The sequence below is a fragment of the Paenibacillus bouchesdurhonensis genome, assembly GCF_900155685.1.
In the GTDB taxonomy this organism is placed as follows: domain Bacteria; phylum Bacillota; class Bacilli; order Paenibacillales; family Paenibacillaceae; genus Fontibacillus; species Fontibacillus bouchesdurhonensis.
Genome location: NZ_LT732547.1, coordinates 867,043 through 883,269 on the forward strand (window position 1 = coordinate 867,043; position 16,227 = coordinate 883,269).

Genomic DNA, 16,227 nt, shown 5'->3' on the forward strand with positions numbered 1-16,227 from the left:
AGCCCTGGCACCGGGGCTCCGCAGCCCGCAAGCTTCACAGCCGGCAGCCTCGCGCCCCGCGCCACCAATAACAGCTTGTGCGAAAAAGCACTCGGAAACTACTTAATAAATACGCCGCCGAATGGAATTGCTTCTCGCAGGAAGCGCTTCACGATTCCGTCATCGTTCTGCAAATCGCGCTCCAGTTCGCGATTGCCGGAACCGGCTTGGATGAGAACATGTCCGTGTCCGGTCATCTTCCATTGATAGCGCATGTGCTGGCTGGCAAGATGATTGCCGTAGACGGATAGCTCCAGCTTGGCGTTCTCGGGATAAGCGATGACGCTTCCCGCCTCCACATAAACCGGCTCCTCAGGATCAAGGGGCAGCTCGAGCACCTGGCCCTGGGTCAGAATGCCGATAATGCCTTCCCCGGAAAATTTCATTTTGATCGCATCGCGGGTAATCATCATATTTTTCATGCTGAGGATGCGGGTCTCCATCTGGACGCCTTCGGTATAAAAGAATAAATGCTTGAAGTCATACAGCAAATCGCTCCCATCCGTAAGCGTGATTGGCTTCATCGTGATCGATGGAGGAAGGGAGGCGACAAACTGGCAGGGGCCCTGAATATCCGCACGGATGAACTTGCGTTTCCGATACATTCCTTTTATATTCATCAGCTTATCGCTTCGATGGCCGCCTGCGCCCCGGAAGGCGATAATTTGCCCGGGATGCAGCATATGGACGATTTCCCCGTCACCCAGGTTAAAAGTAACGGCCTGTCCGCTTAGCAGGGCAGATTCGTTATTATATTCGATGTTCAAAGGATAATCCTCCCCTCGCGGCATTTAGGGATTATTTACGCAGCACAAAACGGATGACGCGAAGGAGGATGAAATAGCCAGCAAGCAGGGCGGCGCCTGTTATAATCATGATCCGGGTTTTGCGGGCATTGGCATCCCGAATTTCCTGCGCTTCGGTTAAGGCGGATACGGTAGCGGCCAGCTCCTTGTTGCTTGCCATAAGCTCCTCATTTTGCTGGCGGTAAGCCTCCAGCGTTCCTTGCGCCTCCTCCAGCTTGTCCAAGGTGACCTGATAATTCTCTTTAATTTCATTCACGTCATTGGGAAGCTCGGACAACACTTTAACGCCCTTGAGAAAATCGTCGAAATATCCCGCATCTGCGCGCCATGTGCCTAGGAATCCACTTACGAGCACAGTTGTAAAAACAATGGAGACGATGCGAACCATCCTTTGCTTCATTCTCTCTTCACCTCCGGTATCATGCATGAAATAAGAGTGACTTATTATGAGATATTACGTAGTATTTGCTCGAAAAGTTTCCATATGCAATTTGTGCCTAGTCTTGGCTTAAGCCCTACTTTAGCAAAAAGACCGCTTTTGCCGGAGTCAATTCACTTATCCGAGAAAAAGAGCGGTCTATTTAAGTTCATCAAAGCGCCGTTAAATCTCCGAGCGTATAATTAGGCTTGAGCAGCCTTGCGCATATACATGATGGCTACGGTGCGCGGGCCGCAGTGGCAGGAGATCGCGCAGCCGCCTTCAATGATGGCTACTTCCTTGACATCTGTTTGCTCCAGGAGCGTCGTTCTAATATAATCTGCGGCTTTTTCGGCCAGTGTCTGAGCCACGATGACTAGATCTTTATCAATCTTCGGAAAGTTGTCGATGAAATGCTGAAGCATCCGTTCGACAGCTTTCTCTGTCTTACCTCTATATTTATCGGCGGAAATGACGAGGCCATCCTTGATCTTCAGCACAGGACGAATTTTGAGCAGGCTGCCAATCATGTGCTTCACACTGGAAACACGGCCGCCACGGTGCAAATAATCAAGACTGTCTACAAGCACTTCCATTTCAATGCGTTCCCGCCATTCCTCTACGAGCTCGACGATCTTTTGCGAGCTGGCGCCGTCATTGGCCGCCAAGGCCGCTTTTAGGACAAGGAGAGCGATGCAGCCGGACACATGCATCGAGTCGACGACTCGGACACGGCTCGCTGGGAACTCTTGCGCGGCGATAAGCGCGTTCTGATAAGTGGAAGAGAGCTTGGACGACATGCTGATGAACACAATGTCCTGTCCTTGTTCAATGCAGGGTGTGAAGGCTGCGATAAAATCTGCCGGCGAAGGCGCTGCCGTCCGAGGCAGTTCATCATACTCGTCTACCCTGCGGTAAATGTCGGTTGTGGTGATTTCGAGCTTGTCCTTATAGGCAGTCTCCCCAAACACGACATACAGCGGAACGATACCGATATCATGCTGTTTGATCCAAGAGTCCGGTACGTCAGAAATACTGTCCGCGAATATTTTTACTTGTGTCAACGCTGTTCCCCCAGTAAAAGGTTTTGGTCATTCTTACGTTAGTAGTAGACCTACTTAAATTATAGTAGAGATAGGCTGCTATAGCAAAAGAATAATGTCAGCTTTTGTCGCTATTTTCATCATTAATGATTTATCCATGCAAAGCGCTGGCGAAACTTTCTCGGGGACAAGCCCTCGATTTTCGTGAAGCTGGCGGTAAAATAGGCAGGATGGTTGAATCCGACCTCCTCGGCGATGCGCTCTACCGTATAATCGCTCTGTAGGAGCAGCAGCTTGGATTGTTCAATCCGATAACGCTGCAAATAAGCAGCAGGCGAGCAGCCAAACACCTTTTGCATACAACGGGCGATATAGACCGGATGAAAGTTGATGCTTTCGCCGAGTTGTTTTGCCGAAAAAGGCTCCTTGTAATGCCCTCTCAAATAAGAGGCTGCACGCTCTGCACAGATCGATTGCGGGGAAGGCCCATTCTTTCCGTGGGAAGCGGACAAGAGGGAAATCACTTCCTGGAACAATGTCTGCTGACGCAGCTTGGCGCCGGATATATGCAGACTGCGATTGAGATCGGTTAATTCCGTAAGAGTATCGTTCAGCTTCTGCGGCTGTACCACTTTAGTGAATTGGGGAACCGGCACACTAAACGTCCAGGTGGAAAAGGCCGATGCCGGCATATATCCCGGACGATCATCTCCAGTGCAGAAATGCTCGTCGCATCTCTCCGTCTCGATGGACCAGTTAGAGGTCGTTTGAAAATGAAGCCAATAATAAAGCGTATCTTCTTTGCAGTCGGCTACCGCATAATGATAGCTGTCCGGGCGCAGGATGAGGGCATGTCCTTGGCTGACCTCATAGCTCCGTTCTTCCTCGCCCATATACAGACAGCCCTTGATCACGACGAGCAGGTCGAATACATCGATATTTTGCCGGCTGGGGTGCTTCTGGCCAGCAGTCAACAGAGATAAGCCGCTGGCAATATAATGGGGCAGGGGAGGAACTGTAAATTGAATGACAGACATGTGAACTACCTCCTCGTACATATACATTCAGGTTTGAATATTTAAAGATTCAGTTGGTTGAGTGATACATCCCTTCCAATATACCATCTATAATGTGACTCATGCTAAAAGTTAGCCCTAAAGAATGAGTTTTTGGCATTCGCATCTTGGAATATTCCTTGTAGAGCTATATAACATGGAAGCCTGCACCAATTGAAGAATAACTTAATCGTAGATGGGAAGTGGGACTTTTATAGCAGCTTTTACAAGTTAATATACGGATGGTTGATATCTGCTCGGTCATACTGGAGGTTGTAATAATGAAAAATATTAGGAGTAGAGAGAAAGATAAATTCGGGCTATGGATACTGGCTTGGCCGATCTTCATTGAAATGTTCCTGCAATTTCTATTGGGGGCCGTCGATACGTTAATGGTGAGCCGCATCTCGGACGATGCTGTAGCGGTCGTCGGCTTTTCCAATCAACTGTTCAATGCCTTGACGACGCTGTTTGCTACGGTAGCGAGCGGTGCCGGGATCGTCATCGCCCAGAAGCTGGGCTCGCGACGAGAGGAGGAAGCGCGGACGGTCGCGGTCATCTCGCTGAAAGTAACCGCATTGATTGGCCTCGGGCTCAGCCTGCTGCTCATTGCTGTTCCGGGGCCGATCGCAAGAATGCTGCAGCTCCCAGAGGAACTAATGCCGCTCGCCATAACGTATATTTCGATCGTGGGCGGAGGAATGATCCTCACCGCGCTTATGGCTGCGCTTAGCACAGCGATCCGCAACACCGGCAATACGAAGGGGCCGATGTATATCGCAGTAGCGATGAACATCGTGCATATCGTCATGAATTATGGTTTCATTTTTGGCGAGCTTGGATTTCCGCAGCTTGGTTTGACCGGGGTGGCGATTTCCACGGTGACCAGCCGCCTGCTGGCAACGATTATGCTGCTACTTATTTTCTTGGGCGCCTTTGAACGCAAAATCGGTATTCGCGATATTTCACTCTTTGACCGCAAGCTGTTCAAGGAGGTGCTTGTGATCGGCTGGCCGCTCGGGGTCAACTCAGGCAGCTGGGTATTCTCGCAGCTCGTCATTTATTCCTTCATTGCTACGCTCGGCTCAAGGGAGCTGGCGGCGAGGACATATATGAGCACGCTGGAAACCTTCTGCTTCCTGCTGGGGTTCTCGCTGGCGCTCGCCGTCCAGATTCAAATTGCGCATTTATACGGAGCAGGTCGAACCAAAGAGGCGTACAAGGCGGTATACCGCTCGCTGGGCGCTGGGCTTCCATTGGTTGTCATCAATACGTGGCTGCTGGTTCTGTTCGGCAAACAAATCCTGGGCTTGTTTACGCAAGATGCGGGAATACTGCTCATTTGCGGGTCGCTCCTATGGCTTAATCTTGCGCTGCAGCCAGCCAAGGTGCTCAATATGACTTTAGGTAACGCACTGAATGCTGTAGGAGACACGCGATATACGATGTATGTCTCGTTGACAGTAATGTGGATCGTAGCCACTGGCTGTTCCTATCTATTAGGGATTTCACTGGGATGGGGAATTGCCGCCATCTATGGGTGCATGATCGCAGACGAATACATTCGCAGCATCTTCTGCTACGTCCGCTGGCGGAATCGGAAATTTTTGCGGAAAAAAGAGGCAGAGCTTCAAGACAGACAGAATACCGGAGCAGCGCTGCGAAATTCCGCTGCGTGCGCAGAAGCATAAGCGGCCGGCAGAGCTATTTGCCCAGGTCGCCCATATACTATGGCGCTGGCCCTCCGAAGGGAGGGCCGCGTCATCCTATTCCACCCATACAAAAATAAGCGGTGCACGTAAATAGGTGCAGCCGCTTATTTTGCTTCATAGTGGAATATGAACACGATGTAGCATGCCCGTGTCAAACTATTCTAGAGGCAAATCCGGGAGCTGACGCACGTAGCTGTCGGACAGATGCAGCAATTGCAGGGCGCGGTCATACTCTTTTTCCGTAGATAGGTTTGGCATGGCTTGCGATTCGTTATATGGAAAATGAATTCCATCCTGATAGTTGATGCCAGGCAGGAACAAGGCTTTGTCATTCAGGAATGAGCCAGAAGGCAAATAATATCGCTGCGGCAGCAGGTTGTACGATTGATTGAATAAATCCTGGCCGAAATGGATGTGCTGATCCAGTGAGATGCCTAATAGATTCGCCAAAGTAGGCAAAATGTCTACCTGGCCGCCAATCGTATCCAATGCTGCGGATTCGGACAGATTTGGAGCCGAGACGATCAGCGGGATGTTGATCATATCGACGTAGCTATATTCCTTGCCATAGATTTCCTTCATCAGCTCTAAGCCATGTTTGTCCAGGGAGTACATTGGCAGGCCGAGGTGATCGCCATAAAGGATAATAATGCTCTCATCCCAAATGCCCCGTTCCTTCAGCTCCTCGATAAACTCGCCCAGCGCGTGATCCGCATAATTTTGCGCCTGGATATAGTCGCCGACCATATTGTCCTGATAGCGTTCAGGCAATGGGAACATGCGCTTCTCATCCGGCAGCGTGTAAGGATGGTGGGCGGTCATGGACAGCACGTGAGCGTAAAAAGGATGATCGGCATCCTGCATCTTCTGAATTTCATCGAGCGTTTTTGTGTACAGCACTTCGTCAGAAGGGCCGAAGAAGACGGTGTCCTCGCTGCCGAAATATGTTTTGTCATAAAAACGGTCAAATCCGAGGGCATCGTACAGAGCGCGGCGATTCCAGAAGTCAACGACATTCGTATGGAAGGTTGCCGTTTCGTAGCCCTGATCCTTAAGCAGCTTCGGCAAGCTTGGAAGCTGTTTGGAGGCGTAGTTTTGCGTGGCCGCCTCGTTATAAGGAATATAGAAGGAAGTGTTCACGACGAATTCGGCGTCAGACGTATTGCCCTGTCCGACCATTTGATAAAAATTCTTGAAATAAATATTGTCGCGCGCCAGCTTGTTCATCGTCGGGGTCACTTCTTGCCCGTCGATCTTGAAATCGATCAGGAAGTTCTGGAAGGACTCCATTTGAATGATGATAACGTTCTTGCCTTGAGCGGCTCCGAAATGGACAGGCTCGGCTGCCTCGGCGATGCCTTTGATCTGGTCTATTTTCGCCTGCGTGATTTCTTTCTTGTCGGTCAGTTCGGGTTCCTTGCTTTTGAAAATGGCATACGTCTCATAATTGAGAATTCCCATTTGCTCCGCTTGCTTGATTTCGTTCATCGTGGCTCGGTTCGGCCAAATATTGAAAATACATAGAGCAAGGGAAACCCCGAAAATTACGGCTGCGACACTTCCTCTAAGCCGTTTTAGATTGAAGAAGCGCTTAAGTTTATGAGCCCGGTTTTTTTGCATCAGCCAGAATCCGAGAACCACAATATCTAGAAAGATTAACAGGTAGTGCGGTGAGAGCAGTGAAAAGACGCTATTCTTGACCGCGGTTACCTGATTGACCTGCTGCAGAGCATGATGATTAACGATGACACCGTAATATTTATAATACATAATGACGGCGAACAGAACGGCGGTAATAATGAGATTCACTCCAAGGTAAATACCGATTTTGCGTTTGGAGGAGAACCATTCGATGAGGATGAAGGCCACCCAGATAAATGGAATTTCCTTCAGCAGCGGCCCCCAGGGCTGTGCCCCATCGAAAATAGCGAGCCAGGTAATATAGATTTTCAAGACCATAATGATAGAGAAAAAGACAAAAGGCTTTCTGTTGGATTGACGGATCCGATGTAATAAAGACACCCTGTTCCCTTCCTTTCAAAAATATAGCTGGAAGCGCAAGCGCCTTGCTGCTTACACTACGTTAACATAAGTATATAAAGTACTTTAATATAATACCTCATATTGCAGGCAGATGAAAATATCCTTGAAGGCAGGTAATCATTGACTAATAGTCGTAAATGCTGTTAAATTATACATAACCTCATTTAAGGAGAGAATTTGATGTTGGTAGTCGTTCTTAACTAATTAATTCCATATGGACTGTAATTTGTACGGAAGAAGTGCCGTTGCCTCTGCAGCGTGCGCCTAGCTTCGTGCACCTAGAATTGCGGTCTGGTAATTTAGTTAAGAACACGCGGGACATCATACAGCGCCTTTATTGCTGTTTGTATTCGGAAATCAAATCCGTGCTGTTGTTCAGCACGGTTTTTTTTATTTTTCCGATCATACGGACAGGAGGGATACAAGGGCTAAGGATGCGCTATGTGCATTCTTACGCCCTTTTTTTGTTGTGCAAATTTGGTTTGAAGAAATGGAGGCTTGAGAACATGGAACCATTTACGCTAGGCATGCTGGAGTACGACAGAATCAAGGAGGAGTTGGCAAACTACGCCGTATCCTATGAAGGAAGATTACGGATCCAGAAGCTGTTTCCGATGGAACGGAGGGCGCAAATAGAGCAGGCGATGGAGGAGACCGTCGATGCCAAGACACTGCTGGAGGCGGGATCGAGTATTCCATTGCCTTCGCTGGAAGGCATTGAAGGAGTGGTGGCCCTGATTGGTACGGGATATTTGTTTACGGGGAAGGATTTTACTGCTATTCAGACGTTTCTGCAAAGCTGCGGTCAGCTTAAGAAATATATGGCGTCTAAGGGCGAGCTTGCACCTCGAATCGGAATATATGCAGCCTCACTTTATGAACTGCTTCCTTTGCAACAGGAAATACTGCGCTGCATTCGCCATGGGGTCATCATGGATGGAGCTAGCCGCGAACTGGATAAAATTCGTCGGAAAATGGCGACGTTGAAGGAAAAAATCCAGAAGAAGCTGCAGGCGGCCATGTCTAGGCACGCAGCTATCCTACAAGAAAATTTGGTCAGCATGCGGGGCGGAAGATATGTGATTCCCGTGAAGAAGGATTACTATAAGCAAGTCAAGGGAAGAACATGGGATCAATCCACAAGCGGGCAGACGGTGTTCGTTGAGCCGGATGAGGTCGCGGCGCTGCAGGCCGAGCTTGAAGTGCTGGCGGGGGATGAAGCGCGGGAAGAAGCCAAAATACTAGGATATTTAACAGAATTGGTTGAAAAGGAAGCGTATGAGCTGTCGCAAAATATCGAGATTACGGGCACGTACGATTTTATATTCGCCAAAGCCAAGTATGCAATGACGATGGATGGAGTAGCGGTACAGATCAGTGAAGACGGCGTCAGCGAAATTTTGGGAGCGCGGCATCCGCATTTACTGAAAACGATGGTGCCGCTGGATTTGGTCATCGGCTCAAACTATAAAACGCTTATCATTACCGGCCCAAACACAGGGGGGAAAACCGTCGTCTTGAAAACATTCGGGCTGCTCGCTTTAATGGCGCAATCGGGCCTGCTTATCCCAGTAAATCCCGGCAGCAGATTCGCGATGTTTAACCGCATTATGGCTGTGATCGGCGATGGTCAAAATTTGGAGCAATCATTAAGCACCTTCTCCGCTCAAATCCAGAGCTTGGTCTGCATGATTCACGAGGCTGGGCCGAGCACGCTGCTGCTGATCGATGAACTGGCGGCAGGAACCGATCCGGGAGAAGGAATCGCCTTATCGATAGCGATTCTTGAAGAACTGAACCGGCGAGGAGCAACCGTCCTGGTTACTACCCACTTTAATGAGCTCAAAACCTTTGCCTCGCAGACTGAGGGCTTCCAAAACGCTCGAATGGAATTCGACCCCGAGACGCTCATGCCGCTTTATCGCTTGACGATTGGTCAGGCCGGCCAGAGCTATGCCATTGAAATCGCGTGCAAGCTCGGGATATTCCCGGGCATTATAGAGCGCTCCAGGGAAATGGTGAGTCGGCCAGCCGACAGCGGATCAAGCTTGCCAGCGAACATGAAGGAGAAATCCCAGCCGCTGGTTATGCCGATCGACAAAGGGAAAGTGCTTGGTGAGATTCAGGCTCCGCAAGCAGAACCCAGCGAAACAGTTGAAACCCAAGCAGGAGCTAAAGATCCCGGCGCTATTTTGGAAAAAGAGCCAAAGCAGGCAGCTCCTATTTTTACAGTCGGTGATGCTGTTTGGGTAACTTCTTACGGAAAGATAGGCATTGTTTTCGCGGAAGAGGATAGCCGGGGGCAGGTCGGTGTTATGATTCAGAAGCAGAAATGTAAAGTGAACAGGAAACGGCTCAAGCCCTATATCAAGAAAGAAGAGCTTTACCCGGAAGATTATGATTTGGATATTGTATTCGAGAATAAGGAGAACCGAAAGAAAAGCAAACAGATGAGGAAGCGGCATGTAGAGGGGGTGGAGATCATTCGCAAGCCGGAGGATTAATACACGCAAAAATAGCGGAAAGCCAGGGGATACTTGTTCCCTGGCTTTCTCGCATCTCCTAAAGTTCGACAAATAATGTTAATATTTTTCTATTTTTCAAAATATGTTTTTTGTCATCATAGGTTATGATGGAGTAGACCAGAAGAGAGAAGGTGAATTTATGGCTTATAAGGCACTGAGCAACATAGCCCGGCACACCAATCGCCCCAAAGTTAGTGGGGAACTTATGGACACCATCGAAAACCTGCGATCAGAGTTAATGAATGCTGCAGAAAACAGCAACTTTAGTAGCGAGGCAGTGCTGGAATTAAGTCAGCGTCTCGATAAATATATTGTACAAGCTCAGAATCAAATGCTGGGCAAACAAGATTTTACGGCTGGAGTAGCCAACGCTTCTCGGATAAAGGAATGCACTTCCTCTGAATACCGTTTCGGGTCGACGCTATAGGCGTCGGCATGTTGTGCTCCATCTATGAGCAGCAGTCTTTTAGGCTCTGGTTTATGCTCATACAGATCCTTACTCATATGCGTAGGTACATAATGGTCTTGCGTGCCGTGCACAAACATAACGGGTAATGTACTTTGCTCTACAGCTTTAAGTGGACTTACCTGCTTTAGTCTAAACCCCGCTTTCCGTTCCAGCAGCCTGTCAATCAGGGAGAGGAGCGGGAAGGCGGGGATTTTGTTTAGGACGCGGAGTTGGTAACGCATAAGCTCCGTCAAATCAGAGTAAGGACAGTCGGCGATCACGAATTTGACATTCGGATGGGCGATGGCGAGATATTCCAGAACCGTTCCCCCGCCAAAGGATTGGCCGTGCAAGCCTATGGTGAGATCGCTGCCGTAATTGTCCAGCAGCCAGGTTACCCAGGTCTGGACATCGTATTTCTCATGATAACCGTAGGTCGTATACTCTCCTTCGCTATTGCCGTGCCGTCGCTGGTCAACCAGCAGAACGTTAAATCCTTCCTCCTGGAACAAATCCACATACTGAGCAGATACATGTAACGATACGGTATAACCGTGGACGATAATGACCCACTGCTTGGACTCAGGATAGGTGTCCAGCACATAACCGCTTAAAGCGAGCCCATCTTTGGAAGTAACCTTGACTTCCTTCTTATTAAGCATTTCGAAACGTTCCCGCGAGTAGATTCCGGTTTTTTCCAGATAGTCGAATATATTCTCATAGGTCTGCAATTTCATCTGGGTGATTTGGCGAACCGCAAAACGCGTCAAGAAACTGGCAGCGAGCACCACCGCCAGTACAATAATGATTAGAATAGTGTAAACCATGGGCAGGCATCCTCCTATATTCCTTCCAAATTTGTCTCTTTGTACTATAGTATCACCGAAATGAAGGCAAGAAAATCGAAGAAGCACCAAATTAATTTCAGTGAGAGTGCTCATTTTATCTTTGACTCGTCCTCCCTGTTTGTGATTAGCTATATACGTGTCGTGAAAGGAATGATGCAGATGTATAGATGCGGAGGGCACATACCGATTATTGAGAGCGAAAGACTGCTCTTAAGAAAAATGGAGCGATCGGATGCGGAGCGGATGTTTCAATATTGGAGCGATCCTGAAGTCGTCAAATATATGAATATCCCTCCCTTTGCTTCAGTGGAGGATACTTTGGAAATGATTCAATTGTTAAACGAACTATCGGAGAGTGAAGATACTCTGCGCTGGGGAATCGAGCTGAAGGAAGAAGGCCAATTGATAGGCAGCTGCGGCTTCAATGTTTGGGAGCTGTCGGGGGCCTATCGTGGGGAAATCGGATATGATCTGGGCAAGGAATATTGGGGTTGCGGTTATATGTCGGAGGCGTTGCGCATGGTGTTGTCCTATGGCTATCAGACGATTGGCTTAAATCGGATCGAGGCTCTTGTGCATCCGAACAATGCCGCTTCGCAAAGGCTTCTGCAGGCTTTTGACTTCACCAAAGAAGGTTTGCTCCGGCAGTATCAGAAGACCGAGGATGGTTTTATAGATTTGCTGATGTTCTCGCTGCTCAGACAAGAATATTATTCAGGGGGGAAAGCATGGTGATGCAAGGAAAAATCGGAAGAAGGTTCCCGCTAGAACGCCTTGACCCGCTCAGCAAGCTGATTGCTTTGTTCTGCTTGGCTATTTTTGCGATGAGTACGGAGCATCCGCTTCCGCAGGCAGTGATGCTGCTGTTCGTCTTTATTGCCGCTTTGGCTGGAACAGGAATGAGTGCGCGTCGGCTGTACACACGCACGTTATTTATTGCGGGCTTTGGATTGCCGCTATTTATTCTGACATCGATCTCGGCTTCTTCAGGACAGGCCTATTTTACTTTGGGGCCGATTTCACTGACGGATGGCGGGCTCCTTTATGGAGCAGCCGTTACTTTGCGGATGATGGTATTGTTCCTTTCCTCGCTGATCTATATTGAATCCACAGATGCGAAGGATTTTATCGTTATCATGGCTCAACGCCTGAAATTGCCCTACCGTTTTTTGTTTGGCGTATCCATGGCCCTAACTTTTCTGCCTTTATTAGAAGCGGAAGCCAAAATATCTAATGCTGCACGCCAAATACGCGGTGGACGGGCTCCTCGCGGTATAAAAGAGCGTTTAACAATGGGGCGCAGTCAGTTGTTCGCGATATTTGCCGGAGCGATTCGCCGTGTTCAGCAAACCGCTGGAGCGATGGACGCCAAGGGGTTTGGAGCATATGAGAACCGTACCTATCTCCGTGATGCAACAATAAGGACTAGCGGGTATGTCGTCTCCTTCGCTAGTATATCAGTTCTTGTAATATTGCTGCTTTTATAGCTGATTCTATAAAAAAAGTCTTGACGAACCCTTATTGTTAACCTAAATTAATGTATGTGGTTAACAATAAGGACGAGAGGAAGATTAGAGTGAAGCAAGGGAATGGAGCAGCAAAGAAAGTTTTCGCCGCTTTTACGACGATGGATATTGTGTTGATGGCGATGCTTGCCGCGGCGAACGCCGTAATGACGGTATATTTATCCCCTGTCAACCAAGCGTTGAACAGTGTCGGAGGGCCCATAGCAACCTCCACGATTACGGGACTATATATGGTGTACGGCCTTCTCGCGTATTACATTATTCGTAAACCAGGTACGGCGGTTATTACTTACAGCATCGGAGCCGTTGTCCAGTCCTTTATGGGAACCGCCTATGGAATTGCTTCGGCTTTTGCCGCAGCAGCCTGCTATATGGTTATCGCGGAGCTAGTGTTCTTTATTTTTAAATATCGTAATTGGAGTTGGGCTGTGTTATTGCTGGTGGGCGGGGCAATGGTGCCTATTTGGTTCCTTGTAGCAGCTCAAATGTTTGGCTATATGAATTGGGGCATGAATATTCTGCTTATTGCTCTCGTCGTACGAACGATTAGCGGCGTCATTTTGTGCGGATTACTGACTAAGCTGCTGGGCGATGCCTTGGCTCGCAGCGGCCTGCTTCGCCGCTTTGCCGTTAGCGCTAAAGGCAAAGCGGCTTGAAACCGACTATGACTAATCCGATAATTGAGCTGCACGATACAGCCTTCCGGTATGAAGCGGATGAAGCGCCCGCCGTGATGGGTGTAACGCTTGCAGTTCATCCCGGAGAGTGGATTGCGATAACCGGTCATAGCGGGAGCGGGAAATCGACGATCGCCCAGCTACTCAGTGGCTATCTGCCCCGAGCGGGCGGCGGCATTCGCGACGGAGGGCTTCTCGTTGGCGGGCTTGACCCGGCCGAGGCTGGCATCGCGGAGGTCGTGCAGCGCATCGGTATTCTGTTTCAAGACCCTGATGCGCAGTTGGTTCAGGGGCGAGTAGAAGACGAGGTAGCCTTCGGCCCCGAGAATTTGCGCTTTGACGTGCCCGCGATTGAGCAGCGGGTGACGGAGGCTCTTGCTGCGGTGGATCTCGCGGAGCGGCGATATGACAGCGTCCATGCGCTGTCAGGCGGGCAGCGGCAGCGGACAGCCATCGCGGCAGTGCTGGCGCTGGCACCGCCGGTGCTCGTGTTCGACGAGCCCGTAGCGAGTCTGGACGTGAAATCGCGGCGGCGATTTCTTGCTCTGCTGCGCCAGCTGCATCGGGAAGGCCGCACCATCGTCACCGTGTCTGGCCGGCTCGATGAGCTGGCGCAGGCTGCGCCGCGGCTTATCGTAATGGGCGGCGGCAAGGTGATGATGGACGGGCCGACGGAGGAGCTGCTGGGCCAGAAGCGGGCACGCCTTATAGAGCTGGGTGTGCTTCCAGCGCCAATTTTAGCGGCACCCGCGACGGAGAGCTTGGCGCAAATCAGCGCGGCGGCAGCCGAGGAGCGGCTGCACGGATCGCCACCCAAGCCGTTGCTGCAAATTCAAGACCTGTCCTTTGCCTATGGCAATAACGAACCGAGAGTGCTCGAGGACGTGAATCTGACTCTAAACGCTGGTGAATGGCGCTTGCTCTGCGGGGAGAACGGTTCAGGCAAAACTACGCTGTCACGTCTGCTCATGGGCTTGCTGTCTCCGCCTCGCGGAACCATATGGTGGCAAGGACAGGATGCCGCGAAGCTGACCTTGTTTGAGCTTGCAGGTGATATTGGGTATGTCTTTCAACAGCCGGAGCATCAATTCGTGGCTGCCACTGTAAGGGAGGAGCTTCTCTATGGCCCGCGATTTCAAATGCGCCTAAAGTCTGGCGAGGTGCTGCCCAAGGAAATTGCCGAACGTGCCGAGGAACTGCTGCAAAGCATCGGACTGGCCAATCGAGGTGAGGATTCTCCTTACCTCCTCAGCGGGGGGGAGAAACGGTTGCTTAGCGCAGCCGCTGCCATGATGATGCCGAGGAAGCTCTATATTTTGGATGAGCCTACAGCAGGGACGGATTATGGCGGGGTAAGGGCTCTTGCCGCGTTATGTCGCAGAGCTGTCGCAGGGGGGGCGTCCGTTATTATTATTACCCATGAACCCGAGTGCTTTGCGGGCGAACAATTATCGATATGGACGATGGAGCGGGGCAGACTACAGCTGTAGTCTGCTGCTTCCTTTTTAGATAGGCTTCCTTTATACTAGTAGCTTACAGACATTCATTGGAAAATCGTATAGCTTTGGAAAGGAAGTCATCCCTTTGAATACATCATTGAAACGAAATTATATTTTGGGCGGTTTAATGCTGTCCACCTTCCTCGCGGCAATCGAAGGCACGGTCATCGGCCCCGCGGGCCCACGAATCGTAGGAGATTTGGGCGGTGTAAATCTGCTAAGCTGGGTGTTCACGGCCTATCTGTTGACGATGGCGGTTTCGACTCCGATTTTTGGGAAAATGAGCGATCTTTATGGCAGGAAGCCCGTATTTATAATCGGGTCTTTGTTGTTTTTGGCGGGATCTTTGCTATCCGGACTCTCGCAGAGTATGGAACAACTGATCGTGTTCCGTGCGCTGCAGGGGATCGGAGCCGGTGCGCTGATTCCGGTCACATTTACGATCATCGGCGATATTTATTCCATCGAGGAAAGAGCGAAGGTTCAGGCTTTGATCAGCTCGGTATGGGGAATCTCGTCTCTCGTCGGGCCGCTGCTTGGCGGCTATGTCGTCGATTATTTTAATTGGCGATGGATATTTGGCTTTAATGTACCGTTCGGTTTACTGTCGCTATTATTTATTATGAAATACTTGCATGAGAACATCGAGAAGCGCAAGGTGAAGATTGATGTTGCCGGCGCGATTACCTTTACGATTGGCGTCACGGCACTGCTGATCGGACTCGCGACGGGCGGACAGCAATTCGCCTGGACGTCCCCTTGGTTAATCGCTATTTTGGCGGTCGCTGTAATATCGCTCATCCTGTTTCTCGTCGTCGAGAACCGGGCAGAGGAACCGCTCGTGCCTCTCAAGCTGTTCAAAGTGCGCGATATCGCATTTTCGAACATAGCAAGCCTGGTGGCCAGTGCCCTGCTTATTGGACTTACCTCCTATTTGCCGCTGTGGATACAAGGGGTGCTGGGGAAGAATGCCACGATGTCCGGACTCATTCTGGCGCCGATGTCGATTGGCTGGCTATTCGGCTCTGTATATGGGGCACGCTGGATTATAAGCAAAGGCTCGCGATACACGTCCTTGATCGGAATGGTCATCATTGCTATCGGAGCGACGGGAATTGCCTTTATTGCGGAGGAGACGCCGCTTTATCTGCTGCTCATTTTTAACGCGATGTATGGGATCGGTTTCGGCTTCTCCTTTACGGTGTTTACGATTATCGCTCAATCATCGGTCGGCTATAGCCTTCGCGGGGCTTCGAATGCCCTGAACACTTTCACCAAGTCCATTGGTCAGACGATCGGCGTTGCTGTATTCGGAACGCTGATCAATTTGCGGATCGTTGCCCAGACATCTGCTGGCATGCCTTCCGGTCTTGAGGTATCCCAGGACGACATTAACAATTTGCTATCTCCGGAGAAAGTGCATAAGCTATCTCCCGAGCTGTGGATCGAGCTGAAGCATGTGCTGCAGAACAGTTTGCATACGCTGTTTATCGTAATGGCGATACTGGCGCTTGTTGGCGTGGTCTCGGTATTCGGTCTGCGGAACCGTGCGCCTGAAGCCGGGGAAGAAGAGAAGTTCAATGTATAA

General features: G+C 50.0%; 14 protein-coding genes. 8 read left to right on the forward strand and 6 right to left on the reverse strand.

The window, feature by feature from the left end; genetic code table 11:
• Window positions 1–98: 98 nt before the first annotated feature.
• The 4 genes from CZ379_RS03570 to CZ379_RS03585 all read right to left on the reverse strand — a co-directional run bounded on the left by CZ379_RS03570 (window position 99) and on the right by CZ379_RS03585 (window position 3,343).
• A complete protein-coding gene (locus CZ379_RS03570; RefSeq protein ID WP_199925433.1) occupies window positions 99–806 on the reverse strand; it encodes an AIM24 family protein in 708 nt (235 codons plus the stop codon).
• 31 nt (window positions 807–837) lie between these two features.
• Window positions 838–1,245: a hypothetical protein gene (locus CZ379_RS03575; protein WP_110930351.1), complete on the reverse strand. Its 408-nt coding sequence runs from the start codon at window positions 1,243–1,245 to the stop codon at window positions 838–840.
• A 221-nt stretch (window positions 1,246–1,466) separates the two neighbouring features.
• The gene (locus tag CZ379_RS03580) at window positions 1,467–2,327 is read right to left on the reverse strand and encodes a DegV family protein (RefSeq protein ID WP_110930352.1); all 861 of its coding nucleotides are present in this window, start codon (window positions 2,325–2,327) and stop codon (window positions 1,467–1,469) included.
• A gap of 122 nt (window positions 2,328–2,449) precedes the next feature.
• Window positions 2,450–3,343, reverse strand: coding sequence for an AraC family transcriptional regulator (locus CZ379_RS03585; protein WP_110930353.1), 894 nt, complete (start codon window positions 3,341–3,343; stop codon window positions 2,450–2,452).
• Between the two features lie 299 nt (window positions 3,344–3,642).
• On the opposite strand from CZ379_RS03585, the gene CZ379_RS03590 reads away from it, so the two are divergent.
• On the forward strand, window positions 3,643–5,052 hold the full coding sequence (locus CZ379_RS03590) for an MATE family efflux transporter (protein WP_110930354.1): 1,410 nt from the start codon (window positions 3,643–3,645) through the stop codon (window positions 5,050–5,052).
• A gap of 177 nt (window positions 5,053–5,229) precedes the next feature.
• Here CZ379_RS03590 and CZ379_RS03595 read toward each other — a convergent pair whose 3' ends face one another.
• On the reverse strand, window positions 5,230–7,095 hold the full coding sequence (locus CZ379_RS03595) for an LTA synthase family protein (protein ID WP_199925434.1): 1,866 nt from the start codon (window positions 7,093–7,095) through the stop codon (window positions 5,230–5,232).
• Between the two features lie 527 nt (window positions 7,096–7,622).
• On the opposite strand from CZ379_RS03595, the gene CZ379_RS03600 reads away from it, so the two are divergent.
• Window positions 7,623–9,620: an endonuclease MutS2 gene (locus tag CZ379_RS03600; RefSeq protein ID WP_110930481.1), complete on the forward strand. Its 1,998-nt coding sequence runs from the start codon at window positions 7,623–7,625 to the stop codon at window positions 9,618–9,620.
• 226 nt (window positions 9,621–9,846) lie between these two features.
• Window positions 9,847–10,068, forward strand: coding sequence for an aspartyl-phosphate phosphatase Spo0E family protein (locus CZ379_RS26915; RefSeq protein WP_267890471.1), 222 nt, complete (start codon window positions 9,847–9,849; stop codon window positions 10,066–10,068).
• Here the strand turns inward: CZ379_RS26915 and CZ379_RS03610 are convergent.
• Window positions 9,969–10,916, reverse strand: coding sequence for an alpha/beta hydrolase (locus CZ379_RS03610; protein WP_110930356.1), 948 nt, complete (start codon window positions 10,914–10,916; stop codon window positions 9,969–9,971). The genes CZ379_RS26915 and CZ379_RS03610 overlap by 100 nt on opposite strands.
• Before the next feature lie 174 nt (window positions 10,917–11,090).
• On the opposite strand from CZ379_RS03610, the gene CZ379_RS03615 reads away from it, so the two are divergent.
• The 5 genes from CZ379_RS03615 to CZ379_RS03635 all read left to right on the forward strand — a co-directional run bounded on the left by CZ379_RS03615 (window position 11,091) and on the right by CZ379_RS03635 (window position 16,227).
• On the forward strand, window positions 11,091–11,672 hold the full coding sequence (locus CZ379_RS03615) for a GNAT family N-acetyltransferase (RefSeq protein WP_407668597.1): 582 nt from the start codon (window positions 11,091–11,093) through the stop codon (window positions 11,670–11,672).
• The gene (locus CZ379_RS03620; protein ID WP_110930358.1) at window positions 11,666–12,424 is read left to right on the forward strand and encodes an energy-coupling factor transporter transmembrane component T family protein; all 759 of its coding nucleotides are present in this window, start codon (window positions 11,666–11,668) and stop codon (window positions 12,422–12,424) included. The genes CZ379_RS03615 and CZ379_RS03620 overlap by 7 nt, the downstream gene beginning before the upstream one ends.
• A gap of 140 nt (window positions 12,425–12,564) precedes the next feature.
• On the forward strand, window positions 12,565–13,119 hold the full coding sequence (locus tag CZ379_RS03625) for an ECF transporter S component (protein WP_234404821.1): 555 nt from the start codon (window positions 12,565–12,567) through the stop codon (window positions 13,117–13,119).
• A gap of 8 nt (window positions 13,120–13,127) precedes the next feature.
• On the forward strand, window positions 13,128–14,630 hold the full coding sequence (locus CZ379_RS03630; RefSeq protein WP_110930360.1) for an ABC transporter ATP-binding protein: 1,503 nt from the start codon (window positions 13,128–13,130) through the stop codon (window positions 14,628–14,630).
• A 136-nt stretch (window positions 14,631–14,766) separates the two neighbouring features.
• Window positions 14,767–16,227: an MDR family MFS transporter gene (locus CZ379_RS03635; RefSeq protein ID WP_199925463.1), complete on the forward strand. Its 1,461-nt coding sequence runs from the start codon at window positions 14,767–14,769 to the stop codon at window positions 16,225–16,227.